This window comes from Amycolatopsis ponsaeliensis, from assembly GCF_030182635.1.
Classification (GTDB): Bacteria; Actinomycetota; Actinomycetes; order Mycobacteriales; family Pseudonocardiaceae; genus Amycolatopsis; species Amycolatopsis ponsaeliensis.
In genome coordinates, this window is record NZ_JAPZLD010000001.1 from 315,814 (window position 1) to 340,299 (window position 24,486).

The window sequence follows — 24,486 nt, forward strand, 5'->3', positions numbered from 1 at the left end:
ACGAAACTCGGACGCGCGACATTAGGACGAGCGTGAACCCGGCGGTCAGGGTGAACTCCGCGCGGGACGTCACTCCCCAGCTCGGGCCGGCCTCCCCGCGCCCGCGCCCGCGCCCGCGGTGAACGGTGGGGGAGGACCGGTGTACGTCGCGGTCGTCGGGGGTGAAGGCCACCGAGGACGCCAGGCGCAGGGCGGCTGGAGCGGCCGCGGCCGCACGCAGTCGCACCCAGGATCGTCGCGATCTTCCAGGGCGCACCCAGGGGATCGGTCCCGGCCTTGACAAAGCCCGGCCCGAGCCTCCATGGTTAGTTACATGAGTAATGAACCGACGAACCGCCGCGTGCGGTGGTCGGCGTGATGGACGACGGGCGGCCGCTGTTCCTGCAGATCGCCGAGCGGATCGAGAGCTCGATCGTCGACGGCAGCCTGCCCGCGGACACGCAGGTGCCCTCCACCAACGAGCTCGCGGCTTTCCACCGGATCAACCCGGCGACCGCGGCCAAGGGCATCAACCAGCTCGTCGCCGACGGGATCCTCTACAAGCGGCGCGGCATCGGCATGTTCGTCGCGCCGGACGCCCGCGTGCAGCTGCTGGAGCGGCGGCGGCGGGACTTCACGCGGCAGTTCCTCGCCCCGCTGATGGCGGAGGCGGGCAAGCTCGGCATGGACGCCGAGGAGATCAAGAAGCTGATCGACGTCTGGGAGCCGCAGTGATGAACGTGGTGCGCACAACCGGGGTGACGAAGCGCTACGGCCCGCTCGCCGCGCTCGACGGGGTGAGCGTGGAGCTCGCCGGGAACACGATCCACGGCCTGCTCGGCCGCAACGGCGCCGGCAAGACCACGCTGATGCGGATCCTCACCGGGCAGGCCTTCGAAACCGGCGGCACGGTGGAGGTCTTCGGGCAGCACCCGTACGAGAACGCCGACGTGCTCTCACGGGTCTGCTTCATCAAGGAAAGCCAGCACTACCCGGAGAAGTTCCGCGTCAAGCACGCGCTGCGGGCCGCCGGACTGCTCTACCCGGACTGGGACGACGCCTACGCCGCGGCGCTGCTGGCGGACTTCGCCGTCCCGGCCGGCAGCCGGGTCGGCCGGCTCTCGCGCGGGCAGCTCTCGGCGGTCGGGGTGATCATCGGGCTGGCTTCGCGGGCTCCGCTGACCCTGTTCGACGAGCCCTACCTCGGCCTCGACGCCGTCGCGCGCCAGCTGTTCTACGACCGCTTGCTCGCCGACTTCGCCGAGCACCCGCGCACGATCGTGCTCTCCACGCACCTGATCGACGAGGTCGACAAGCTGATCGAGCACGTCGTGCTGCTCGACCGGGGCCGGGTGCTCATCGACACCGACGCGGAGTCGCTGCGCGGCGAGGCCGTCGCGGTGACCGGGCCCGCGGAGGCCGTCGAGCGCTTCGCCGCCGGGCACCGGGAACTGCACCGCGAGCGGTTCGGCGGCTCCCTGCGCGTCACCCTCACCGGGGCCCGCGACCGGTACGAGCCCGGGCTGGACTTCGAGCCGGTTTCGTTGCAGCAGCTGGTCGTCCGCACCACCCAAGGCCACGGCGGGCCGGTCGCCGCCGGGAAGGAATCCTGATGACACGCGTGCTCGACGTCGCGCGGATCCAGCTGGTCAACTGGCCGGTCCTGCTCGCCTACCCGCTGGGTCTGCTGGCCGTGCTGCCGCTGCTGGGCTGGGGCATCGACGTCTCCAACGGCGAAGGCGCGTTCGGCGCGCACGAGATCTACCTGCTGCCGGCGCTGTGGGGTGTGGTCGCCCCCGCGCACCTGCAGTCGATGACGCAGGTGTTCCCGTTCGCGCTGGGGCTCGGCGTGACCCGCCGGACGTTCGCCGCGGCCACCGCGCTGGTCGTCCTCGGGCAGGCCCTGCTCCTCGGGCTCGTGATGGTGGTGTTCGACGTCGTCGAGCGGTCGACCGGCGGCTGGGGCCGGGAGGCGCGGATCTTCGGGCTGGATGTGCTGGGACAGCACGGCCCGGCCGCGCTGTGGTTCGTCTACAGTGGACCGCTGGTCGCGGTGTCCGCCATCGGCGTGCTGGCGGGCGTGGTGTTCCAGCGCTGGCGGCAGACCGGGATCTACCTCGCCCTCGCCGGGGCCGTCGCGCTGGTCGCCGGGATCAAGCTCCTGGTGTCCCGGCGGAGCTGGTGGCCCGCGATCGGCGACTTCCTCGGCGGGCAGCCGTCGTTCGCGCTGTACACGGCGTATCCGCTGGTGTTCGCGCTGGCCCTCGGCGGCGCGGCGTGGCTGGTCCTCCGGCGCGCGACGGCCTGATGGTCAGTCCTGGCTCGCCTGGCGCGCCAGGTTTTCGACGGCGGAGGCGGTCGCCGTGACGACGCCGGCCGTCTCCGGGGACAGGCCGTGGCGTCGCGCGATCCAGGCGACGTCGTTGTAGGTCACGCGGGCCTGGCCGTGCTCGTCCTCCCAGACGAGGAACTTCAGCGGCAGGTCGATGCCGGCGACCTGGTTCTCCTGCATGAGCAGGGTGCCGCCGCGCGGGTTGCCGAAGATGAGCAGGAACGTCGGGCGGAGGTCCAGGTCGACCTCGCGGGCGTTGCGCGAGTGGTCGACCCGGGCGAACACGACGAGCCCGGCGGTGGCGATGGCCTGCTCGAGCCGGTCGATGGTCGTGTCCACCGGCCACTTGCTCGCGACGGTCACCAAGCCCTGCTGATCCACGCGGTCTCCTCGGCTGAGCGGGCCCGACGCTCACTCCGTCACCAGCGTACTGGTCGCGGAGACCGGAGCGGGGTGGGCGAACGCTCTCCGGCCGCACCCCCAGGACGGCCGGCGAGCGTCGACCTTCCCCGGTTGCCGAGTCTCCGACGGTAGCCGCACGCCTCACGGCGCGGCGAGTCACAGAGTGCACAGTGAGCGGCCGCGGTGGTTTCCCGGTGCCCGGTGATCGGGGGACGCCGGCGAGTCACAGCGAGCCGGACGCCCGCATGGCCAGCCAGAGTTCGTGCTTGGCGCTGGGCGCGTGCAGCAGGGACCGGCCGAGGACCTGTTCGATCCGGGCCAGCCGCTTGCGCACGGCCGGAACGGAGATGCCGAGCGCGGCGGCGGTCGCGGAAAGCCGGGTGTCGGTGCGCAGCCAGGCATCGAGCGTCTCGATGCCGGCTGGCGGCCCGGCCCGTTCGAGGGGGCGGAGCCGGGACTGTGCCCAGGCTTTCGCCGCCGGGGTGGCCAGCAGCCGGTCGAGGGTGACGGGCCGGCCCGGCTCCGCGGGGGTGGCGCGAGGGGCGGCGTGCAGGCGCACCGCGAGCCAGGCGGCCGACTGGTCGGCCATCCGGGTCAGGTCCACGCCGAGCAGTCCGTCGAGCAGGTGCAGGCGGGCCGAGAGCGTGTTGCGGTGGATCTTGAGGTGGCGGCTCGCGCCGCTGTCGAAGGTGAGCCAGGAGTACAGGGTGGCCAAGAGCTCTTCGGCGCCGGGATCGGCGCGCCGGGCCGGGGTGTGGGACAGGCAGGGCGCCAGGAACCCGGCCGCCCAGGCGTGCCCGAAGCCCTCGACGAGCGGCGTGAGGTCGGTGTGCCGGTCGAACCGGGCGTACCGGCCGGGCACGCCGCGGGCCACCGCGAGGGCGTGGAACGCCTGCTCGTAGCCGATCGCGGTCTCGCTCAGCGGCAGCTCGTCACTCGCGCCGACCCGGGCCTCGGGGACGGTTTCGGCGATCAGCCGGTCCAGGGTGGCGGCGCGCCCGGGCGGGACGAGCGCGATCAGGTGGCGGGCGTGGACGGGACAGGGCACGATCCACGCCCGCTGCCCGGCGAAGCGCTCGATGCGGTCCGCGACGCGGCGGCGCCGGCCGGCCGGGCACTCCACGACGTACACGCGGGAGTGATCGGGCAGGCGTGGTCCCAGCGTCGCGGCGATCCGCCGGGCGGCGGCCAGGCTGCCGGCCATGAGCAGGTGGAGCACGGCCTCGCGGCTGTGCGCCATGGCCGAGGCGACCCGACGGCTGGTCCGTTCGGCCTCCTGGAGCCGCCAGCACAGGCCCAGGATGCGGGCGGCGTCGGCGAGCAGGTTCCCGTGCCGGCGCTCCGCGGATCCCGTGACCATCAGGAACGTCCGGGACTCCGAGCCGAGCCGGACGAGGTCGACGGTTTCCGGCCCTTCGCCGAGAACGGCCGAAGCGGTCCCGTGCCGGTGCATTCCGGACACCGCGGTGGCGGCCGCGGCGAGGACGGCGGGGTGGGGAGGTGGCCGCCCCGGCGGCGCGGCCACGACGTCGCCGTCGATGCCGAGCAGTGCCACCGCCCCGCCGGTGCGCCCGGCGAGCCAGCCGAGAATCTCTTCGACCGCGGCGGTTCCGGCGGACAGCCGGGCCAGGGTGATGAGGTCTCCGGTGCGGTCGGTGCGCGGGGCTCCGGCATGGCCCACTGGTGACCCGCCCCCTTCGGCCAGCCGGATTCCACCGTACCGCAACGACTCTGATCACCGCGCCCCGTGGCAGTGCCGGACCGGGCCGCGCCGTCGTGGCGCGGCCCGGCACTTGTCAGGCCCCGCGCACTCCGGCCGCGAGCTGCTCCGTCAGCCGCTCGAGCGCGGCCCGGTCGCCGGCGCCGAGGAGCGTCTCGACCAACGCCGAGCCGACGATCACGCCGTCCGCGAACCCGGCGACCTCGGCGGCCTGACCGGCGTCCGCGATGCCCATCCCGACGCAGACCGGCAGGCCGGTGACCGCGCGCAGGCGACGCACCAGGACGGCGGCCGCCTCGTCGACCGACGCCCGCGTCCCCGTGACGCCCATCAGCGCGGCCGCGTAGACGAACCCGGTCCCGGCCGCGGCGGTTTCCGCCAGCTGCGCGTCCGTGCTGCTCGGCGCGACGACGAACACCGTGGCCAGCTCGTGCGCCGCGGCGTGCCGGCGCCACGTCGCGGACTCCGCCAACGGCAGATCCGGCAGCACGCACCCCGAGCCCCCGGCCTCGGCCAGCTCGCGGGCGAACCGCTCGACGCCGTAGCGGGACACCGGGTTCCAGTACGACATCACCAGCACCGGTTTGCCCGTGGCGGCGTGGACTTCGCGCACCGTGCGCAGGACCCCGGCGATCCGGACCCCGCCGCGCAGCGCGAGGTCGTCGGCGGCCTGGATGACCGGGCCGTCCAGCACCGGGTCGCTGTGGGGCAGGCCGACTTCGACGATGTCCGCGCCGGCGTCGAGGGTGGCCCGGAGCGCGGCGATCCCGCCGTCGACGGTGGGGAACCCGGCCGGCAGGTACGTGATGAGCGCGGCCCGGCCGGCCCGCTTCGCCCCGGCGAGCGTTTCGGTGAGCAGGCGCCGGCTCATCGCGCGCCCTCCAGTCCGAAGTGGACGGAGGCGGTGTCCAGGTCCTTGTCCCCGCGGCCGGAGAGGTTCACCAGGATGACGGCGTCCGGGCCGAGCTCGGCGCCGACATCGAGGGCACCGGCCAGCGCGTGCGCGCTCTCGATCGCCGGGACGATGCCCTCGGTCTCGGCGAGCAGCCGGAACGCGCGCATCGCCTCGTCGTCGGTGACCGGGCGGTATTCGGCGCGGCCGGAGTCGTGCAGGTGCGCGTGTTCCGGGCCGACACCGGGGTAGTCGAGCCCGGCCGAGATCGACCAGGCTTCGAGGATCTGGCCTTCGTCGTCCTGCAGGACGTAGGAGCGGGAGCCGTGCAGGACACCCGGTTCGCCGGCCGACAGCGACGCCGCGTGCTTCCCGCTCCGGACGCCGTGGCCGGCGGCTTCGCAGCCGATCAGGCGGACGCCGGGGTCGTCGAGGAAGGCGTGGAACAGGCCGATCGCGTTGGATCCGCCGCCGACGCAAGCGATTGCGGCATCGGGCAGCCGCCCGGTCCGCGCCAGGAGCTGGCGGCGGGCTTCGACGCCGATGACGCGCTGGAAGTCGCGGATCATGGCGGGGAACGGGTGCGGCCCGGCGACGGTGCCGAACAGGTAGTGCGTGTCGCCGACGTGGGCGACCCAGTCGCGGAACGTCTCGTTGATGGCGTCCTTGAGGGTGCGCGAGCCCGACGTCACCGGGACGACCTCGGCGCCGAGCAGTTCCATCCGCGCGACGTTGACCGCCTGGCGCCGCATGTCCGTCTCTCCCATGTAGACGGTGCAGGCGAGGCCGGTCAGGGCGCACGCGGTGGCGGTCGCGACGCCGTGCGAGCCCGCGCCGGTCTCGGCGATGACGCGGGTCTTGCCCATCCGCACGGCCAGCAACGCCTGCCCGAGCGCGTTGTTGACCTTGTGCGAGCCGGTGTGGTTGAGGTCTTCGCGTTTGAGGAAGACCCGCGCGCCCCCGGCGTGCCCGCCGAAGCGGGGCACTTCGGTGAGCGCGCTCGGGCGCCCGACGTAGTGGGCGAGCAGGTCCTCGAACCGGGCGACGAAGGCGGGATCGGTCTTGGCCCGCTCGTATTCGGCGGCGACCTGGTCGACGGCGGCGACGAGGGCCTGCGGGACGAACCGGCCGCCGAAGGCACCGAAGTACCCCTCGGCGGTCGGCGGGGTTCCCGGCGCGGCCGGGAAGAAGAAGGCGTGCTCCATGGCGATGTGCTCCTGACCCGGGCAGTCCCGGGTGGGTTCGTGGCTGGTCGGGGATCACCGGAGCGCACGAACACGCGGAATCACGAGGGGTCCCTCAGTGATCCGGCGTGGTGCGCGGCGCACGCGGCCATCGCATCCCGTCGACCTGGCCCGCCTCGGAGCCGATCGCGTACCGCACCCGCCGTCCGCGCACGCGCCGCGCGGGCGCCTGGCAGCCACGCGGCCGGCGGCCACGGGCGAAGCGGACGGTGAGGGGCACGGCGGCAGCTTAACCCGCGGGCGGCCGGTCCCGGCAAGAATTACCGTTCGCCGGTGACGGAGGTCGCGGTCCGGCGACCGGTTCGCGGCCGCCGGCGGACGTTGCCGGTGTTGCTGAAGGGCATCCCGGAGACGAAGGGCACCAGCCTGCGCGGCTGACCGCCGTCACTCGGGAGCGAGGGCGATGCGCGACGCGCGTTCGCGGACATCGGGGTCGTCGTGCTCGCGCAGCCCTGTCACCAGTTCCCGCCACGGCCGCGGCCAGCCGGCGTGGGCTCCCGCCTCGCTCGCGATGCCCAGCGCGAACAGCGCCTCCACCGGGCCGTCCACGAGGCCCCGGGCCGTGTCCAGCAGCTCGGGCCGGCCGGGGTCGTGGCGGGCGAGCCAGCCGGCCAGCTGGTCGGTCACCTGCCAGGCCAACGCGGGACGGTCGGCGAGCGCGGCGATCCGGCGCACCGCCGGCCGCGGGTCGCCCTGGTGGGGAAGGGCCGCGACGGCGAGCGTCAGCGCGTCCGTCCGGTACTCCGCCCGCCCGGCCAGCTCCGCCGCCAACCGTGCCCCCGCGTCGAGGAGCGTCTCGCCGCTGGTGTGCAGACGAGCCGAGAGGCAGGCGACGAAGTGGCGCAACCGCTGCCGCGCGGGCTGGTCGCGGTCCGCGGCGATGAGTTCGTCCGCTTCGGACAGCACGGTGACGACGGCACGCAACGGCGTCGGGTCACCGGTGACCGCGCACGCGTGGAGTACCGCGTGAACCGCTTCCCGCCAGGTCGCGGTCTCGGTCTCGGTCAGGTCGCCGATCCGGGCCACCAGCGCCGCCGATCCCTCGCGGTCCCAGACACTCCACGCCGGCCAGGCGGCCAGGCCGATCCGCGCGACGTCGGGGTCGGCGCGGCCCGCCACCGCCCGCACCAGCGCACCGTAGCGCGCGCGGTGGCGTTCGGCGAGCGCCATCGGGCCGGCTTCGGTCAGCGCGGTGGCCACGTCGTCCACAGTGGACGCTTCGGTGAGCCACGCCCAGGCCCGGTCGTCGTCGAGGAACCATCGCGCGGCCGAGACGACGGCGCGGCGCAGGTCTCGGTGCAGTGCCGGGTCCGCCCACAGCGCGGCCAGCACACCGGCCGCGTCCGGCACGCGGTGTTCGGCCAGCAGCCGGATCGCTTCCTTCCGGGACGTCAGCTTCTTCCCGGCCAGCACGGGGCGCAGCGCGGCGCCCAGTTCGGCCGGCCGGATGGTCCGGGCGGCCCGCGCGGCCGCGTACACCGCGACCCGCGCGCGATCGGTGTCGGCGTAACCGAACAACGTGCCCAGCGCGTCGCCGGGCCGGTCGATCCACGCCAGCCCGGCCAGCGCGGCCTCGACCACGGCGACCTCGTCGTCGGACAGGAACGGCGCCACGTCGTCGACGCCGGCGCCGGGCAGGCTCGCCAACCGGCGCACGGCCGCGACCCGCTCCCAGACGGACTTCCGGGGCGCGGTGGCGAGATCGGCCAGCAGCTCGCCGTACCGGGCGACCTGGCGCGGCAGCCAGTTCCGCAGCGAACCGGGGAACGTCGGCACCAGCCGGACACCCCGCGCGACGAACCGGCCGTGCGGCGGCCGCTTCAGCACCCGGTCGAGCAGATCGGTGCGGTGCCGGCCGATCGCTTCCGCCACCGAGGGCACCGTGACCGTGGACGGGTCGCGGCGGAGCACGGCCTCGACGCGCTCGTCCCGGGTCGCGGGTGGCGCCAGCCAGAGGTCGATGGCCCGCCGGACCGTGCTGTCGTCCGCCGCACCCGTCGCCTCGCCGACGTAGGCCTGCAGATCGGGCACGGCCCAGGCCCGCCGGCGCAGGCCAGCGGCCAGGGACAGGACCAGGTCGTAGCGGCCGGCGCGGGCGTCGGAGGTGACGCGCGGGCGCAGCGCGGCGAACAACGCGTGCTCGGCGTCCCGGGGCAGGTCCTGGTCCAGCCGGTGCAGGGCGAGACCGGGAGCGTGGCCGCCGGCCAGCCCCAGGATCTCCAGCCCGCTTTCGACCATGTCGGGGCGGGTGCTCAGCGTGCCCTGCCGGACCAGCCCGACGGCCAGGGTGCCGACGGCCTGCCGCGTGCCCCAGGACGCGTCCCGGGCCTGGACGGCATCGGCGCCCAGCTTGACCAGCACGGTCAGGTCCGCCGACCGCAGCAGCCACCCCGGGATCGCGGCGACGGCGCCGAGCGCGGCGGAGCGGACCGGGTCCTGCTCGTTGGGCAGCCGGGTCAGCGACGCCAGCAGGCGGGCGACGACGTCCGGGTCCCGGGTGGCCGCCGCCGCGCCGATCAGCAGCGGGTAGCCGAGGACCCGCTCCACCGCGGTCGGGCGGGCGGTCTCGGTGCGCAGCACGGGTTCGGCCTCCGGCCACGGCAGCCGGGCGGTGGCGGCCCGCCGCAGGCCGGGGTCGTCGGTCACCGGGCGAGTGGCGAGCAGCCGCCGGGCCTGCTCGTGCCGGGGCCGCCACGGCAGGACGTCCAGCAGCGCCAGGGAAAGCCCGGCCTGGCGCAGGTCCCGTTCGCCCAGTGCCCCGGCCAGCACGAGCGCGCGGCGGGCGGGCGGCAGGCCGCGCAGCACCGCCGTCAACGAAGTCTCATCGGCGAGCAGAGTGCGGGCGAGCGCGATCAGGGACGCGTCCGATGCCTGTCGCAGCGCGCGTTCCAGGCTCCGGCCCGGCCGGAACCGGATGCGCCGGGCCGGATCGGCGAGCAGGGCGACGACGCGGTCCGGTGCGGCCGCGGTCGCCGTGGCCAGCCAGCTGTCCGCGCCGCGCGGCAGCCCGGTGAGCGGTCCGGTGTGCTCCAGCAGGCCGACGAGCTGCCCGGCGTCGTGCCGGACGAGGTGCCCGAGCGCCGGCCCGAACCGCAGCCAGACGGCGTCCCGGCCGGCCTCACCGGCTTCGGACAGCCGGCGGCGCAGGTGCGCGAGCACGACGGCGGGATGCCGGCGAGCCAGTGCAGCCAGGTTCGGCACGGCGAAGTCGAGCTCCGGCAGCAGCGCCGCCACCGTTGCGGAGTCGCAGGCCGGCAGGACGGCGGCGGCCTCGTGGTCACCGAACCGTTCACGCACGAGGGGGAGCAGAGTCCGGGCCCACTCGGCCGCGCCGGTGGCGCGCACCGCGCGGTAGAGGGTGTGCCGCCACGCCAGGGGAGCCGTCGGCAGCGTCGCCACGACGACGTCGAAGTGCCGGCCGAGCCGTGCGCAGTGGTTCAGCACCGGGCCGGCGACGGGGGTCTCCGCCGCGACGAGGCACCGCCGGAGGTGGGCGTCATCGCCCGCGATGACCGCCATCATCGCCGCCCAGGTGCGCGGGATCCCCGGCGTGGCATCGAGTTCCGCGAGCAGTGCGGTCAGGTCGGGGGTGCCGGCCAGCGCGCGTGCGGTGTCGGCGAAGACCCGCCGCCGCGCGGGCGCGGCCAGCTGATCGACTCGTTCGGTCAGGGCGCGCATGTCCATTCCGGACATTGTTCCGGATCGGCTCGGCCGGGCCAACGGAATTCCGGTGGGCGAGGTGACGGCGTGCGCGGAGGGGCACGATCGACTCCGGGTGCGACCACGGGCGGCGCCTGATCACCTCCGGAAATCGGTACTTGACAAGCCCGCGGCCGCCGTTCAATCTCTCTAATTAACCGTACGGTACATACCTGACCGGTTAGTTACTTGGACTGCACCGGCGCACCCACGGAGGAGATTGACGTGACCGATCGTCCGGATGGCGCAGCCGCGCCCGTGGGTAGGCCCGCCAAGGCGGCCTTGGCCGCGTGGATCGGCAGCGCCCTCGAGTACTACGACTTCTTCATCTACGGCACGGCCGCCGCGCTCGTCTTCGGCAAGATCTTCTTCCCGGCCTCCTCCCCGGCGACCGGCACCCTGCTCGCGCTGTCGACGTTCGGCGTCGGCTACGTGTCGCGGCCGCTCGGGGCACTGCTGCTGGGGCATCTGGGGGACAAGTTCGGCCGCAAACGGGTGCTGCTGATCACCTTGCTGCTGATGGGACTGTCCACTGTGCTCGTCGGCTGCCTGCCGGGCTACGGGACGCTGGGCGTGGCCGCGCCGATCCTGCTGGTGGCACTGCGGTTGCTGCAGGGCCTGTCCGCCGGCGGCGAGCAGGCCAGCGCGAACTCCATGAGCCTCGAACACGCTCCCGAACACCGGCGCGCCTACTACACGAGCTTCACCCTCAGCGGCACGCAAGCCGGGCAGATCCTGGCGACCGCCGTGTTCCTGCCGGTGGCCGCGTTGCCGCAGGAAGCGCTGCTGTCCTGGGGCTGGCGGGTCCCGTTCTGGCTCAGCGCCGTCGTGGTGCTGGTCGGGTACTACATCCGCCGTTCGCTGGACGAGACGCCGGTCTTCCAGGAAGAGGTCGCCAGTGGCGAAGTGGTGAAGCTGCCGCTGGCCGTGCTGCTGCGCGACCACTGGGCCGACGTCCTACGCGTGGTCGTGGCCGCTTTGATCGCTTCCGTCAGCACGATCTTCACCGTCTACGCGCTCAGCTACGCCGTGAACACGGTGGGCCTGAACAAGACACCCATGTTGTGGGTCGGCGTGCTGGCCAACGTCGCCGCGGTGATCACGATCCCGCTGTGGGCCAAGTTCTCCGACCGGATCGGGCGCAAGCGGATCTTCATGGCCGGTTCGCTGGGCTGCGCGATCCTGATCTTCCCTTACCTGGGCGCCATCTCGGCCGGCAGCTACCTCTGGATCTTCGTCGTCGGCATCGGGATGTTCGGCATCGTGTACACCGCCACGAGCGCCGTGTGGCCGTCGTTCTACGGCGAGATGTTCCCGGCGCGGGTGCGGTTGTCGGGCACCGCGATCGGGACGCAGATCGGGTTCGCGATCAGCGGGTTCCTGCCCACCATCGCGGTCGGGGTCACCGGCACGGGCCGGGGCGCGTGGCTGGGCGTCGCCGTCTTCACCGCCGCGCTGTGCCTGGTGAACGTGATCGCCGTGGCGACCGGGAAGGAGACCTACCGGGTGCCGACCGCGCGGCTGGGCCTCAAGGAGCCGGCGCGTAGCGAGGTCAGCGTTCCGCAATGAGCGTGTTCGAGGTCTACGCGCTCTGCTACGGCCGGCGCACGGGGTACCGCGGCGAGCATTTCCTGGGCCACGACCGGGATTCCGCGGCACCCCACCCGACCGCCTACTACGTCTGGCTGGCGGTGTCGCCGGAGCACACGGTGCTCGTCGACGCGGGCATCCGGGCGGCCCGGGCGAGGGAGGTGGACGGGCTCGAGTACGTCGAGCCCGTCCGGCTGCTCGCCGCGCTCGGCGTCGATCCGGGGCAGGTCGGCCACGTCGTCCTCACGCACCTGCACTACGACCACTGCGGCACGGTGGCGGACTTCCCGGGCGCGCGGTTCGTGGTCCAGCGGTCCGAACTGGACTACTGGACCGGCCCGTGGGCGAAGCGGATCGAGCGGGAGCGGTGGCTGCTCGACGAAGTGGCGCTCGACCACGTGCGGGCGGGCCCGGTCGACCTGGTCGACGGGGACGCCGAGGTGGTGCCGGGGCTCAGCGTCCACCTCGTCGGCGGGCACACCGCGGGCATGCAGGTCGTGCGGGTCGAGACCGCCGCCGGGCCGGTCGTGCTGGCTTCCGACGCCAGTCACTTCCACGAGAACCTCGACGACGACCGCCCGGCGCCGCTGCTGCACTCGATGACCGGCGTGTACGGCGCCTTCGACCGGGTCAAGGAGCTGGCCGGCGCCGGCCCGGTCGTCCCGGGCCACGATCCGGAGGTGCTCGCCCGCTACCCGCCCGTCGCCGACCGGGTCGTGCGGCTCAGCGCGCCGTCAGGTAGCTGACGAGCATGTCGGCGACCATGCGCCGGTGGTGGTCGCGGAAGGCCGGGTCGAGCATGTCGCGGTCGAAGATGGCGTTGAACGTGTAGCGGTTCGCGGTGCGGAACACGCAGAACGCGCTGATGGCCATGTGCACGTCGAGCGCGTCGACGTCTTCGCGGAATTGCCCGGCTTCGCGGCCGCGCGCGAGGATGCGGGTGAGCACGTCCAGCGCCGGGTTGGCCAGGTTGGACAGCGCGTTCGACCGGCCGATGTGCTCGGCGCGGTGGATGTTCTCGATGCTGACCAGCCGCACGAAGTCCGGGTGGGACTCGTGGTGGTCGAACGTGAGCCCGGCGAGCTGCCGGATCGCCTCGGCGGGGTCGAGGTGGTCGACGTCGAGGTCCTGCTCGAGGGAGCGGATGACCGTGTAGGCCCGCTCGAGCACCTCGACGAACAGCTGGTCCTTGTTGGTGAAGTAGTAGTAGATCATCCGCTTGGTGGTGCGGGTCTTCGCGGCGATCTCGTCCACCCGGGCGCCGTCGAAGCCCTTCTCGGCGAACTCGCGGGCGGCGGTGTCGAGGATCTCGGCGCGCGTGCGGTCCGCGTCGCGGATGCGTGCGGGTCCGCTCTTCGCCACTGCGTCCGACGATGGTGCGGCCACGGACTTCCTTCCTCGCTTCAGCTGATGTTCCCACTGTAGGACGTCGCCGGGGCCCTTCACGGCGGCGACACCATGAGGTACAAATAACGTACTGGTTCGTACATTACGGGAGTGCTCGTGACCTTGTCTTCAGCGATCGACGCGATCCGCGCGCACGCCGCGCGGGCGACCCCGGGCACGGTGCTCACCGGGCTGATCGGCGCGGGCATCGGGCCGTCGCTGAGCCCGCCGCTGCACGAGACCGAGGCCCGCCGGCTCGGGGTCGAGCTGGTCTACGCCCGCTTCGACCTCGACGAACTCGGCGTGCCGGCCACCGCCGTCGGGCCACTGCTGGCCGCGGCCCGCGACGCCGGGTTCCGCGGGCTGAACATCACGCACCCGTGCAAGCAGGTCGTGCTGGAACACCTGGACGAGCTGTCCCCGGACGCCGCCGCGCTGGCCGCGGTCAACACCGTCGTGCTCGAGGACGGCCGCGCGATCGGGCACAACACCGACTGGTCCGGCTTCGCGCGGGGCCTGCGGACCGGGCTGCCGGACGCCGAACTGGGCTCCGTCGTACTGCTCGGCGCGGGCGGCGCGGGGGCCGCGGTGGCCCACGGCCTGCTCACGGCGGGTGCGGGCCGCGTCCGGGTCTTCGACCTCGACGCCGGCCGGGCGGCGGAGCTCGCGGCCGCGCTGGTCGGCCGGTTCGGGCCGGGCCGGGCGTCGGCTGGGGCGGGCCTCGAGGCGGCGGTGGGCGGCGGGTTCGGGGAGGCTCGCGGGTCTGCGGGATCGGCTCCCGAGACAGCGGTCGGCGGCCGGTTCGGGGAGGGTCGCGGGTCGGCAGGATCGGCCCCCGAGACGGCGGTCGGCGCCCGACTCGGGACCGGCCGCGCGCCTGCGGGCACGGATCTCGAAGCGGCGATAGGCGCCGCAGACGGGCTCGTGCATGCCACCCCGACCGGCATGGCCGCCCACCCCGGCCTTCCGGTGCCGGCCGGGCTGCTGCGCCCGGACCTCTGGGTCGCCGAGGTCGTCTACCGGCCGCTCGAAACTGAACTGGTCCGCGCCGCGCGCGCCGCCGGGGCCCGGGTGCTCGATGGTGGCCGCATGGCGGTTTTCCAGGCCGCCGAGGCCTTCGGCCTGTTCACCGGCACCGAACCCGACGCCGCGCGGATGCTGCGGCACTTCGCCGTCCTCACCGGAACCGCTCCCCTGGAAAGGCAGCCCGCCGATGTCCTCGACTGAAGCCCGCCGTTCGATCGCCACGGTCTGCCTCTCCGGGACCCTGGAGGACAAGCTGACCGCGGCCGCCCGCGCCGGGTTCGACGGGGTGGAGATCTTCGAGAACGACCTCGTCGCTTCGTCGTGGCCGGCGAAGGAAATCGGCGAACACTGCGCCGAGCTGGGGTTGTCGATCGACCTTTACCAGCCGTTCCGGGACTTCGAAGCGGTCCCGCCGGACGTGCTCGCCCGCAACCTGCGGCGCGCGGAGCTCAAGTTCGACGTCATGGAGCAGCTCGGCGCCGACACGATGCTGGTGTGCTCGTCGGTCTCCCCGGACGCGGTCGACGACGACGACCTCGCCGCCGAGCAGCTGCACCTGCTCGCCGAGCGCGCCGCGGCGCGGGGCATCCGGATCGCCTACGAAGCGCTGGCGTGGGGCCGGTTCGTCAACACCTACGAGCACTCGTGGCGCATCGTGCGCCGCGCCGCCCACCCCGCGCTCGGGCTGTGCCTGGACAGCTTCCACATCCTGTCGCGGGGCAGCGACCCGGCCGCGATCCGCACGATCCCGGGCGAGAAGCTGTTCTTCCTGCAGCTGGCCGACGCGCCGCGGCTGCAGATGGACGTCCTGCAGTGGAGCAGGCACCACCGGCTCTTCCCCGGCCAGGGCGCGTTCGACCTGACCGCGTTCACCGGGCACGTGCTGGCGGCCGGCTACCGCGGGCCGCTGTCGCTCGAGGTGTTCAACGACGTCTTCCGCCAGGCCGACCCGGGACCGGCGGCGGTCGACGCGATGCGGTCCCTGCTCGGCCTGCAGGAAACCCTCGGGGTCGCGCACCTGCCGCCCGCGCCGGCACTCGCCGGGCACGCGTTCGTCGAGCTGGCGGTCGACGGCGAAGCGGAACCCACCCTGGCGGAGGCGTTGCGGGGCCTCGGTTTCGCGGAGACCGGCCGGCACCGGTCGAAGCCCGTCCGGCTGTGGCAGCAGGGGGACGCGCGGATCCTGCTGAACGCTTCGGGCCCCGGGGGCGCGTCGGTCGGCGCGGTCGCCGTCGAGAGCGCCGACCCGGTCGCCTCGGCCCGGCGCGCCCAGCGGTTGCTCGCCCCGATCCTGCCGCGCACCCACCGCGCGGACGAGGCGGACCTGTCGGCCATCGCCGCGCCCGACGGGACATCGGTCTTCTTCTGCCGCACCGGCGCCGACACGGCGGACAGCTGGCTCGGCGACTTCACCCAGACCCCGGCGACCGGCGGCGAAGCCGGGGTGACCGGGATCGATCACCTGGCGTTGACCCAGCCGTTCGACCACTTCGACGAGGCGGCGTTGTTCTACCGGGCGGTCCTCGGCCTGGAACCGGAACCGGTGACGGAGTTCGCGGCCCCGTTCGGGCTGGTGCGCAGCCGCACGGTGGCCGACCCGTCCGGTCGGGTCCGCATCGCCCTCGAATCGGCCCTCCTGCGGCGGGGGGAGTGGGCACCCGGGGTGCGCGAGCCGCAGCGGGTCGCGTTGACGACCGGTGACGCGCTGGCGAGTGCCCGCCGGATGCGCGAGCTGGGAGCACCGCTGCTGGAGATCCCCGGCAACTACTACGACGACCTCGATGCCCGGTTGGCTCCGGATCCCTCGCTGCTGGCGGAGTTGCGGCAGCAGTCGGTGCTCTACGACCGTGATGAGGGTGGCGAGCTGCTGCACTTCTTCACGGTGGTGCTCGGCGGGCGCGTGTTCTTCGAGGTGGTGCACCGCATTGGCGGGTACGCAGGCGATGGCGCGGTGAATTCGCCGGTGCGGATGGCGGCGCACCGGAGGCAGCGCGAGGCCCGGCGGCGCGATGCCTAGCCCCGCTCGCCCGCGGAAGAGAGTCAGCCGGGTGGCCAGCGTCGGTCGGCGAGGTCGGCCAGCGGAGCGTCGACCAGCTGACGGCGGCGCGACGGCGTCAGCCCCTCGTACGCCGGAAGCATGTCGGTCTCGATCCACTTCCACCGGTCCGCGAACACCGTGATGTCGCCACCCGGCACCACTTCCCGGAACGGTTTCCCGCCGGGGATCGGGGACAGCGCCTCGGCGGACATGCGCTTCGGGATCTGGTCGAAGTCCGGGATGTCGCGGATCGACGCGTAGGACGGCGCCAGCACCACTTCCTGTTCGTGGCGGAGCAGCGCCCGGTTGCCGCGCCGGACCCGGTCGGGGTCGCCGGAGGCGATGTCCCGCCAGGCGCCGACCTGACCGGCGGGAGCGGCTGCCTCCAGCGCCGGCAGGCCGCCCTCCACGAACGCCTGGTGCTGCCAGGCCAGGTCGTCGAAGATCGCGCGCTGCCCGATGAGCAGCTTCACCTGCACGCTCGAAGCGTAGGAGATCAGGATGTCGGCCGAGACGACCTGGTCGGCCGTCATCGCGGCCGCGTCGATGGTGGCCTGGGTGACGCTCAGCCCGCGGTACACCTGAGCGCCGGCCAGCTTCGCCATCCCGGCCCACAGAAGACGTTCGTCGTGGTCGAACAACGCCATGTCGTAGGCGTAGACCCGCTCGACGATCGGCCGGGTGGCGGTGAACCCCGCGTCCGGGTCCCACCGGGCCGGGTCGATCCCGGCGGCCCGCAGCGCGCGCAGCCGCCAGTCCGCGACCGGCCGGGCCGGTGGGGCGGAGACCACCGGGGCCGGCGTGGCCGGGGTGGGAGCGGGCGGGGCCGTCAGCACCGGGTGCACGATGCTCGTGCGGACGGCCAGCCATTCCTGCGCCAGGGCCCGCTCGGCGGGCCGGATCGCCCGCCCCCGCAGTTCGGGGTGGCGGGTGTGGAACACGACGTCGGTCAGCCAGTTCTCGTCCCGCTTGCCCCCGGCGACGAGCAGGCGGACGGCCTCCTCCGCGTGCCCGGCCCGGATCGCCGCCCGCACCCCGGCCGGCAGCCGCAGGAGCGTGTCCGCCCAGCTTTCCAGCTCTCCTTCCACGGAGAACGCGATGGTCACGGCGTCCTCGCCGAGGCCGGGACCTGCGCGCGGATGGCGGCGATCTTCTGCGCGAAGTCGGTGTTCTTCAGGTGCGCCGCCGACTCGTACTCGAAATCGGCACCCACCAAGGACGGTGCGGCGGGCAGCGCTCCGTGAGCGATCCGCGCCGACCCGTGCTCGTCGATCAGCCAGGGGTCCGCGGTGAAGTTCCGTTTCCGCAGCGGGGCATCCGCCCACCACACCGACGCGGGGCCCCACCAGCCCCGGCCGGCCGCGGCGTTCTGCACCGCCACCGCCACTGCCACGGGTTGCGCGCCGGCGGCCTGCAAAAGCTGCTTGAACTGCTGCGTGAGCGCGGCGTCGGTGCCGCCGTCGGCGCGGAAGGCGGCCGCGGCGACCAGGGTGCCGAAAAGGTTGGACGGGAGGTCTTCCGGCGAGAACGACGAATTGTCGGCGCCCGCGCCGGGGACGCCGAAGGTCGCGATCTCGTGTTCGACCGAATCGACGTACGCCAGCTGCTGCGCGAGCGCGAGCCGTCGTTCGAACGGGACGTCCTGGAGCAGCCGCGCCGAACCGTGGACCAGCTGGACGGTGGTGCCCGCCGTGGCCTGGCGCTGCAGCTGCGTCAGTACCCACAGCGTCACGTCCGCGGTCTCGCGGGCGTGCCCGAGATCGATGAAGCCCAGCTTGCGCGTGTAGACCTCGCCGAGCGCGTCGACCGGGCCGGTACCGTGCGTGCCGAGACCGGCCAGGTCGAGGACGACGGGACCGAAGAGCAGGCAACACAGGCGCTCGAACGGCTGTCCCCGGGAAACCAGCCGGTCGAGCCCGGTCTTCTTCAAGCGGAGGAACGGGCGCACGACGCGGTCCCGGATCCCGGTCCACCGTTGCTTGAACTCCGGGGGATCGGTCGCCTTGATCTTCGGGGCCGTGCCCGGGAACGCGCGGTAGCCGAGGTCGGTGAGCGTGTTCTCGTCGCGCTCGCCGCCGGCGAACGCGGCCCGCACGGCGTTCGTCGCCAGGACGTCGCTCACGAGGTTCCCGAAGACCCCGCCGGGGCCCTCGCCTTCGAGCCGGTCCGCCGGATCGCCGTCGATCCGTGGCCGGACCTCGTCGTCGCGGATGGCGCGCCATTCCTCGGCCAGCGCGGCATCGCCGGGCTGGATCGACCGGCCGCCGAGCTCGCGGTGCCGGGCGTGGAAGACGAGGTCGGTCAGCCACTGTTCGTCCCGGACCCCGCTGCCGACGAGCAGCCGCACGGCGTGGGCCTGCTCCTCCCGGTCGAACGCCGCCCGGACCTGTTGCGGTGCCTGGGCCAGCTCGGTGGCCCACAGCAGAAGCTCGCCTTCGACGGAGAACGGACCCGGCGGGTCCGCCTCCCCGGACGCCACCGGATCGGCCCCCGGCACCTCGGGAACGGTCGCGAACGGGCTGATCAGCTCGCCCGCCCACCGCTGTTCCGGCTCCTCGGTCAGCTCGTCGTGCCATTCGGGCTCGTAGCCCGTGTTCTCTCCTTCCGTCACCGGATCGGGTGGGGTCCACGCCCAGGTCGCCGGGCTCCCGGCCTGCACGACGCTCAGCCCTTCAGGGAGGACGCCGGGGCCGAGCCGTTGAGCGGTGCCATCGCGGCGGGTGATGCCGCCGGCACCGGCACCCGCAGCGGCTGCCCGCCGCCCGCGGTCGCGAGCTGACGCGCGGGGCTCTCCTTGACCCGTTCGCCGGTGGCCGACTGCCAGTTGTTGATCGTGTCGAGGACGTCCCGGAAGATGTTCGTCCCGCCGGTGAAGAGGGTGGCCGCGGTCGACTCGGTGTCGAACAGCCCGAGCTCGATCCCGCGTAGCAGCGTCGACATCGGCTCGGCCAGGTCGAACAGCTCCCGGGACCGCAACGCGGGCGTGATCCCGACCTTCTGGCCCAGTGCTCCCAGCCGGTCGGCCGCACTGCTCGCCTGCGCCTGCAGATCGACGATCAGCGACGTGTCGCTGTCCACGGTCAGGTGGAACCAGTTCAGCATCGTCACGTAGGCGAACTCTTCGCGGGCGAGCGCGCCGCCGCGGCGGCGGTTGCCGAGCAGGTCCTTGAGCGCGCGGGAAAGCAGCGCGATGTAGCTCGGGTCGGTCGGGTTGGCGCCGCTGTTGTTGGCCCGGTTCTCCACGCCGATCCAGATCTGCCGGAGCAGTTCGCTCCACTTCTGCCGGAAGTCGTGGTTCACCGGACCGGTCAGGTCCTTCCAGTCCGACAGCGGCCCGGACCCGGCCCACAGCGGCGGCACCGCGTGCGCGAGGTCGAGCCCGAACATCCGCCAGTAGGCGTTGCGGCGGTTGGTCCGGTCGAACGGGCGGACCTGGCTCAGCACGCTCGCCACCGAGAAGGTCGGCAGATCGCGGAAGAACAGCTGCTCGGTCGCGCGCAGCCAGGCGATGCTGTCCGGGGAAAGGACGCCCATCGTCTCGCCGACGACCAGCCGCCGGACCACTTCGGCGAAGATCTCGACGATGCCGGTGCTCTCCAGGACGTAGGCGTAGGCGAGGTGGTGCCACAGCAGCGGCGGGCAGAACAGTTCGTTCGGCCGGCCGCTCCACTCGAACGACCCGGTGGTGGCGACGCCGGACGGGGCGAGAAAGGCGTCGAGCCCGTCGGTCGGGAAGAACGGGTCGTCGCCCGGCTGGGTCGGCAGGTCCAGCGCGTCGAGCACGGTGTCGTCGAAGAACCGGGCGAAGAAGACCAGGTCCTTTTCCCCGGACGGATCGGGGATCTGGGGCGTTCTTCGCGCCGAACCCCAGATTTCGTCGAGGAGATTGGCGATCTGGTTCGGGTGGAGGCGGAACACGCGCTGGGCCCCGAGTTCGGCGTTCTGGTTGCCGAGGGCCTTGGCCAGTGGAAAGAACATGGTGGTGTCTCCTGTCGTCTATCCGTCGCCCCCGACGGCCGGGCCGAGGCACGGCCCGATCGCCACCGGCGTGCCTCCGAGGGCGGTGAACGTGATGATCGAATCGATCCGCAGGTCGTCGGAGATGGCCTTGGGACCCTCGTCGATGGTGACGGCCACGCCGTCCCGCAGTCCTTCCAGGAACCGGACGGTGTTGTCGGCGGCCCGGATCTTGGCCGCCTTCGCCGCGCCGAGGCCGGTGAAGGTCAAGGTGCCGAAGCGGCGCTCGACGGTCACAGTCGTCAGCTGGAACACACTCGGCGCGCGCCGGCCGAGCACGACACCGAGGAAGTCGTAGGCGAAGACGACCCGTGCTTGCTCCGCGGCGTCGGTGGCCGCGGTGGTGAGCTGGTCGCCGGTTCCGACGTTCTGCTGGACGAGGTCACCGATCGAGCGGGTGAGCGCCACCAGCTGGTCGAGCACCGGGTTCTGCCCGTTGTGCGCCGGGCCCGCCGCGGTACTGTCCTCTGTGGACACGGTAGCGGCCTCTTTGCCGGTCTTGGCCGTCGGCGCGGTGGCCGGTTTCGGCCGTCCCGCGGTGACGCGGGATTCGGCTGTCTTCGGATTGGTCATGGCGTTTTCCTGTTCCCCTCCGGTCAAGCGGCTTGGTGGTGGGAGCGCGGTGCGGCCTCGGCACCGACATCGGTGACCCAGGCCAGGAGCCGGGCCTGGTGCTCGGCCGCGGCGGCCGGTTCGAGCACCGCGCGGGTGGAGAGGTGGGCGAGGATCCGCAACGGTTCACGCCGTCTCAGGTACGCCGAAGCCAGCAGCGACGGACCGGCCTGCCGGGCGAGCGACTCCAGCGCGGTGGGGGACACGCGGCGCGGATCGAGCAGTGCCGACAGCGGCGCGCCACCGAAAGCCGCCATCGGCCGGCGGGTGCAGACGTCGACGACGTCCGGCAGCGCGGCGAGGCTGAGGCGGGTCAGCGCGGCCACGTCCCCGGGTGCGTCGGCGAGCGGGTTCCGCTGTCGCCAGACGGCGGCGACGTCGTCCCACGGCCCGGCCCCGAACCAGCTGCGGCACAGCTCGGCGTTGAGCATCACCCGCAGGAACGGGAACGGGTGCGGATCGTTGAACCGGACCCGGAACACGGCCTGCGTCGGACCGTCGACGACGTTCGCCAACGCGGCCACCGGGGCCCACCCGGCCTGCGCGAAGGCGTGGACGTCGGCGGCGATCTCCCCGGCCCAGCCCCGCCACAGCTCGGCCAGCTCCGTCGAGCGCGGCGCGAGCACGGCGGCCAGCGAGTCGGCCAGTTCGGTGGTCCAGCCGGTCAGGTGCGCCACCTGGTGGCCCGTTTCGTGCAGCAGCGCGGTCGGGTAGGCGAGGTTGTGCCGGGTCAGCTTGATCGCCGCGGCCGGCGACGGGTGACCGTGGTCCCACAGCCGGATCCCGGCGCGCAGGATCGCCGCGCCCAGCCCGCGGTCCAGGTAGATCAGCGCGGGCGGGGACTCGATGCCGAGCCGGTTCAGGACGGCGGCCATGCTGTCGCCCGCCAGCGTGTCGTACCCGCGCAGCAGTGCCCGCAGGGCCGGGTTCGTCCGGCTGTTCACCGCGTCGCCGTAGAAGTCGAGGATCGTCTCCACCTGGAGGTACCGGGTGCGCAGCCGCAGGACCGCCTGCCGGATCCCGGCGGGATCGCCGTCCGCGCCGAGCCTGCGGTGCAGCGCCCGGCCCTCGGCGACCAGCACCGCGACCACCTCCGACAGCCGGCCCCGGACCTGGCGCTGCAGGTAGTCCTCCAGCGCCTGCCACGCCTCGGGCGCGGCCACCGTGTCGAGATCGGCCAGCGCTTCGACCGCGAGCTGCCAGTGCACCAGCTCCGCCTCGGTCTGCCGGTCCGTGGCGAGGTCAGTCACGGTGCAGTCCCGGCCGGATGGTGACGGCCGGGTCGCCGGCCGGCGTGCCCGCGGCGACCGCGGCGCGGTCGGCGAAGGAGAACGTGAAGGTCAACGTCGCCCCGGGGGCGGGATCCTGGGCCGCCTGGGCGAGCGTCTGGGCCGACGCCGGCAGCTGCTCCGACACCGTCCGCAGGATGCCGTCGGCGAGCCGCTGGGCCAGCTGCCTGCCGACGCCGACCGGGGCGGTGATGCCGTGCTTGGTCATCAGCCGTTCCAGCCGGGTCGTCATCGCCTGGAGCGCGGCGTCGTCGAGCAGCCGCCGCACGGTCGAGACGACCTGGACGAGCTGCCGGCGCTGGAGCTGGGCCGCGAGCTCGTGGCTGTCCCGCTCGCCGATCAGCAGGTTGACCCGCAGCACCGGCTGCGGCGCGGTCAGGTCGAACCCCACGACGAAGCCCTGCCGGTGCCCGCGGTGCAGCGGACGTCCCTGGCGGCGGAACCGGAAGTACCGGCCGCCCGCCCGGCGGTGGTGCCCGTGCCGGTGTGTCCCGGCCAGGCGGGGATTGCCCGTCAGCAGCATCGCGGCGGTCTGCGTCAGCTCTTCGAACTCGGCCGCGTTCGCGCCGTCGGCCGACTCGTACGCGGCGATGTGGCCCGGCCGGCCGCCGGCCAGCAGCTCGTACAGCTCCACCTCGCCCTCGACCGGCCACGCCTGGACGCCGGATTCGAGCAGCCGCCGTTCGAGCGTCTCGCCGCCGGACAGGACGATCGCGCGGGCCATCGGCCGGGTGAGCCGGACCGGGATGACGCGGCCGTACTTCTTGTAGCGGAAGCAGGGCCGGGTCGCGCGCGGCATCATGACCCACACCCCGTGGTCCGGTCCCACCAGCTCGGCGCGGAGCACCGCCGCGGGCAGGTGCCGGGCGGCCGCTTCGGCGAAGGCGTCCTGCACCTCGGTCTCGACGAGCAGCTCGTGCCCCAGCGATTCGGGGGGCAGCGTCATGACCTGCCGGACGGTGTCCTCGGCCGCGGCCACCAGGGCCTCGCCGCCGAGGGTTCCGTCGCCGCCGGCCTCGAGCCCGAGCAGCCCCAGCCCGGCGCCGGCGATGTGCCGGGACAGCAGCTTGGCCGCGTCCGCGCCGACCATGCCCGAGATCAGCTGGGAGAGGGGGCCGGCGATCGCGTCGACGATCTTGTCGCGGCCGATGATGCCGATGCCCGTCCGGATCAGCGGCAGCGCCGCCATCACCACGGGGATGAACTGCTCCAGCTGCTCGGTGGGGGGCACGCCGGGGTCGGCGGTGGCCAGCTCGCGCGACAGCCGGGCACGGGCGTCGTCCAGGTCGTGCCCCGGCCCGGGGTCGTCGCCGGTGAACTCCGGGTCCCCGGCGGGCAGCCGGCCGGCCTCGCCGGGGGTGGTGACGGCCGCGGCGAGCTCGCGGTCGAACTCCTCCGCGAAGGTGTCCTCAGTGGACAGTTCGCCGCTGCCCCGCAGCTTGGCCGCCAGCTGCGTGGCCAGCGGGCGCAGGGACTCGGGCAGCCGGCCGATGGCGCTGTCGAGCACCTTCCGCAACAGTGGCCGGACGAGCTTGCGGAGCAGCCCGAACAGCGGGCCCAGCGCGAGCTTGCCGGCGAAGGCGAGCCCCTTCCGCGCGAGCTTGCCCACGCCCCTCGCCAGTTTCTTCGCCTTGTCCAGCAGACCGCCGAGGAAAAGCTGCTGGGAGGTCAGCGGATTGGTGAAACCGTCCGCCTCGCGGTAGCCGGCGACCGCGTCGATTTCGCTCGCCTGCACGGAATCCGCCGGCCGGTCCCCGAAGTGTTCTTCCAGTGCGCCGAGCATGCGGTCGGCTTCTTCGGCCAGTTCCGCCATCCACTGCGCGGTGTCGGCCGTGGCGAGGACGGGCGCCGCGGATTCGCTCGACCAGGTGCCGATCGACTGGAGGTGCCGCGCGGCGACGTCGTCCTCCAGCATTTCCAGGGCTTCGGCGAACCGGGCGTCGTCGAGCTCGGCCAGCAGCGCACCGGTCGCCTCGGCACCCAGGTCGGACGCACCCACCGCGGACGCGGCCTCGGCGAACGGGGAGTGCAGCACCTGCCCGGGCGGCGGAGCCGGTCTCGGCTCGGCGTCGCCCGACAGGGTCACCGGTGCGAAGGGCGAAATCGCGCCCGCTTCGGTCATCACGGGGTCGCCGGCCTCGCCGCCCGGACCGTACGGCCTGAGCATCGGCATGCTCATCTGGAACTCCCTCGCCTCGCCGGACTCCTCTGATACCGGACCACGGTTCCACCACCCGTCGACAATTCGTCGACAGTGGGT

Annotated in this window: 20 protein-coding genes; 7 read left to right on the forward strand and 13 right to left on the reverse strand. The window is 73.5% G+C overall.

The features are described from left to right. Positions 1–357 precede the first annotated feature (357 nt). From QQ657_RS01415 to QQ657_RS01425, 3 genes are read left to right on the forward strand one after another with little or no spacing between them, the layout of a single operon-like run. Complete coding sequence (locus QQ657_RS01415) at positions 358–714, forward strand: GntR family transcriptional regulator (RefSeq protein ID WP_284740429.1); 357 nt, start codon at positions 358–360, stop codon at positions 712–714. Further along, positions 714–1,592 (forward strand): ATP-binding cassette domain-containing protein, encoded by an 879-nt coding sequence (locus QQ657_RS01420; RefSeq protein ID WP_284740160.1) that lies wholly within the window; start codon positions 714–716, stop codon positions 1,590–1,592. The genes QQ657_RS01415 and QQ657_RS01420 overlap by 1 nt, the downstream gene beginning before the upstream one ends. Continuing rightward, complete coding sequence (locus tag QQ657_RS01425) at positions 1,592–2,287, forward strand: hypothetical protein (RefSeq protein ID WP_284740161.1); 696 nt, start codon at positions 1,592–1,594, stop codon at positions 2,285–2,287. Before QQ657_RS01420 ends, QQ657_RS01425 begins: the two co-directional genes overlap by 1 nt. 3 nt (positions 2,288–2,290) lie before the next feature. On the opposite strand, the gene QQ657_RS01430 is transcribed toward QQ657_RS01425, so the two are convergent. The 6 genes from QQ657_RS01430 to QQ657_RS01455 form a co-directional block, all read right to left on the reverse strand. Continuing rightward, on the reverse strand, positions 2,291–2,692 hold the full coding sequence (locus QQ657_RS01430; RefSeq protein ID WP_284740162.1) for a DUF302 domain-containing protein: 402 nt from the start codon (positions 2,690–2,692) through the stop codon (positions 2,291–2,293). 244 nt (positions 2,693–2,936) lie between these two features. Continuing rightward, a complete protein-coding gene (locus QQ657_RS01435) occupies positions 2,937–4,394 on the reverse strand; it encodes a helix-turn-helix domain-containing protein (protein WP_284740163.1) in 1,458 nt (485 codons plus the stop codon). A 115-nt stretch (positions 4,395–4,509) separates the two neighbouring features. After that, a complete protein-coding gene (gene trpA / locus QQ657_RS01440) occupies positions 4,510–5,304 on the reverse strand; it encodes a tryptophan synthase subunit alpha (protein WP_284740164.1) in 795 nt (264 codons plus the stop codon). Then, the gene (trpB, locus tag QQ657_RS01445) at positions 5,301–6,530 is read right to left on the reverse strand and encodes a tryptophan synthase subunit beta (RefSeq protein ID WP_284740165.1); all 1,230 of its coding nucleotides are present in this window, start codon (positions 6,528–6,530) and stop codon (positions 5,301–5,303) included. The genes trpA and trpB overlap by 4 nt, the downstream gene beginning before the upstream one ends. Before the next feature lie 94 nt (positions 6,531–6,624). Further along, complete coding sequence (gene trpM, locus QQ657_RS01450) at positions 6,625–6,789, reverse strand: tryptophan biosynthesis modulator TrpM (RefSeq protein ID WP_284740166.1); 165 nt, start codon at positions 6,787–6,789, stop codon at positions 6,625–6,627. A 164-nt stretch (positions 6,790–6,953) separates the two neighbouring features. After that, positions 6,954–10,253: a hypothetical protein gene (locus QQ657_RS01455; RefSeq protein WP_284740167.1), complete on the reverse strand. Its 3,300-nt coding sequence runs from the start codon at positions 10,251–10,253 to the stop codon at positions 6,954–6,956. Between the two features lie 240 nt (positions 10,254–10,493). Between QQ657_RS01455 and QQ657_RS01460 the strand changes: the two genes are divergently transcribed. After that, positions 10,494–11,837: an MFS transporter gene (locus tag QQ657_RS01460; protein WP_284740168.1), complete on the forward strand. Its 1,344-nt coding sequence runs from the start codon at positions 10,494–10,496 to the stop codon at positions 11,835–11,837. After that, entirely contained in the window at positions 11,834–12,604 is a 771-nt protein-coding gene (locus QQ657_RS01465; protein ID WP_284740169.1) for an N-acyl homoserine lactonase family protein, read from the forward strand. Before QQ657_RS01460 ends, QQ657_RS01465 begins: the two co-directional genes overlap by 4 nt. Here QQ657_RS01465 and QQ657_RS01470 read toward each other — a convergent pair. Further along, on the reverse strand, positions 12,582–13,244 hold the full coding sequence (locus tag QQ657_RS01470) for a TetR/AcrR family transcriptional regulator (protein ID WP_284740170.1): 663 nt from the start codon (positions 13,242–13,244) through the stop codon (positions 12,582–12,584). The genes QQ657_RS01465 and QQ657_RS01470 overlap by 23 nt on opposite strands. Positions 13,245–13,424: 180 nt before the next feature. Here QQ657_RS01470 and QQ657_RS01475 point away from each other — a divergent pair, with 180 nt between their 5' ends. Together QQ657_RS01475 and QQ657_RS01480 are read left to right on the forward strand one after the other, a co-directional pair. Then, positions 13,425–14,471, forward strand: a complete 1,047-nt coding sequence (locus QQ657_RS01475) for a shikimate dehydrogenase (protein WP_434056712.1) — start codon at positions 13,425–13,427, stop codon at positions 14,469–14,471. Further along, entirely contained in the window at positions 14,458–16,287 is a 1,830-nt protein-coding gene (locus tag QQ657_RS01480; RefSeq protein WP_284740171.1) for a bifunctional sugar phosphate isomerase/epimerase/4-hydroxyphenylpyruvate dioxygenase family protein, read from the forward strand. The genes QQ657_RS01475 and QQ657_RS01480 overlap by 14 nt, the downstream gene beginning before the upstream one ends. A gap of 23 nt (positions 16,288–16,310) precedes the next feature. Here QQ657_RS01480 and QQ657_RS01485 read toward each other — a convergent pair whose 3' ends face one another. From QQ657_RS01485 to QQ657_RS01510, 6 genes are read right to left on the reverse strand one after another with little or no spacing between them, the layout of a single operon-like run. Next, the gene (locus tag QQ657_RS01485; protein WP_284740172.1) at positions 16,311–17,414 is read right to left on the reverse strand and encodes a hypothetical protein; all 1,104 of its coding nucleotides are present in this window, start codon (positions 17,412–17,414) and stop codon (positions 16,311–16,313) included. Then, complete coding sequence (locus QQ657_RS01490) at positions 17,411–18,919, reverse strand: DUF4056 domain-containing protein (protein WP_284740173.1); 1,509 nt, start codon at positions 18,917–18,919, stop codon at positions 17,411–17,413. The genes QQ657_RS01485 and QQ657_RS01490 overlap by 4 nt, the downstream gene beginning before the upstream one ends. Positions 18,920–18,972: 53 nt before the next feature. Next, positions 18,973–20,286, reverse strand: coding sequence for a hypothetical protein (locus QQ657_RS01495; protein ID WP_284740174.1), 1,314 nt, complete (start codon positions 20,284–20,286; stop codon positions 18,973–18,975). A gap of 18 nt (positions 20,287–20,304) precedes the next feature. Further along, positions 20,305–20,898 (reverse strand): hypothetical protein, encoded by a 594-nt coding sequence (locus QQ657_RS01500; RefSeq protein WP_284740175.1) that lies wholly within the window; start codon positions 20,896–20,898, stop codon positions 20,305–20,307. Between the two features lie 23 nt (positions 20,899–20,921). Continuing rightward, positions 20,922–22,187, reverse strand: coding sequence for a hypothetical protein (locus tag QQ657_RS01505; RefSeq protein WP_284740176.1), 1,266 nt, complete (start codon positions 22,185–22,187; stop codon positions 20,922–20,924). Beyond that, positions 22,180–24,405, reverse strand: a complete 2,226-nt coding sequence (locus QQ657_RS01510; RefSeq protein WP_284740177.1) for a hypothetical protein — start codon at positions 24,403–24,405, stop codon at positions 22,180–22,182. Before QQ657_RS01510 ends, QQ657_RS01505 begins: the two co-directional genes overlap by 8 nt. Between the last annotated feature and the right edge of the window lie 81 nt (positions 24,406–24,486).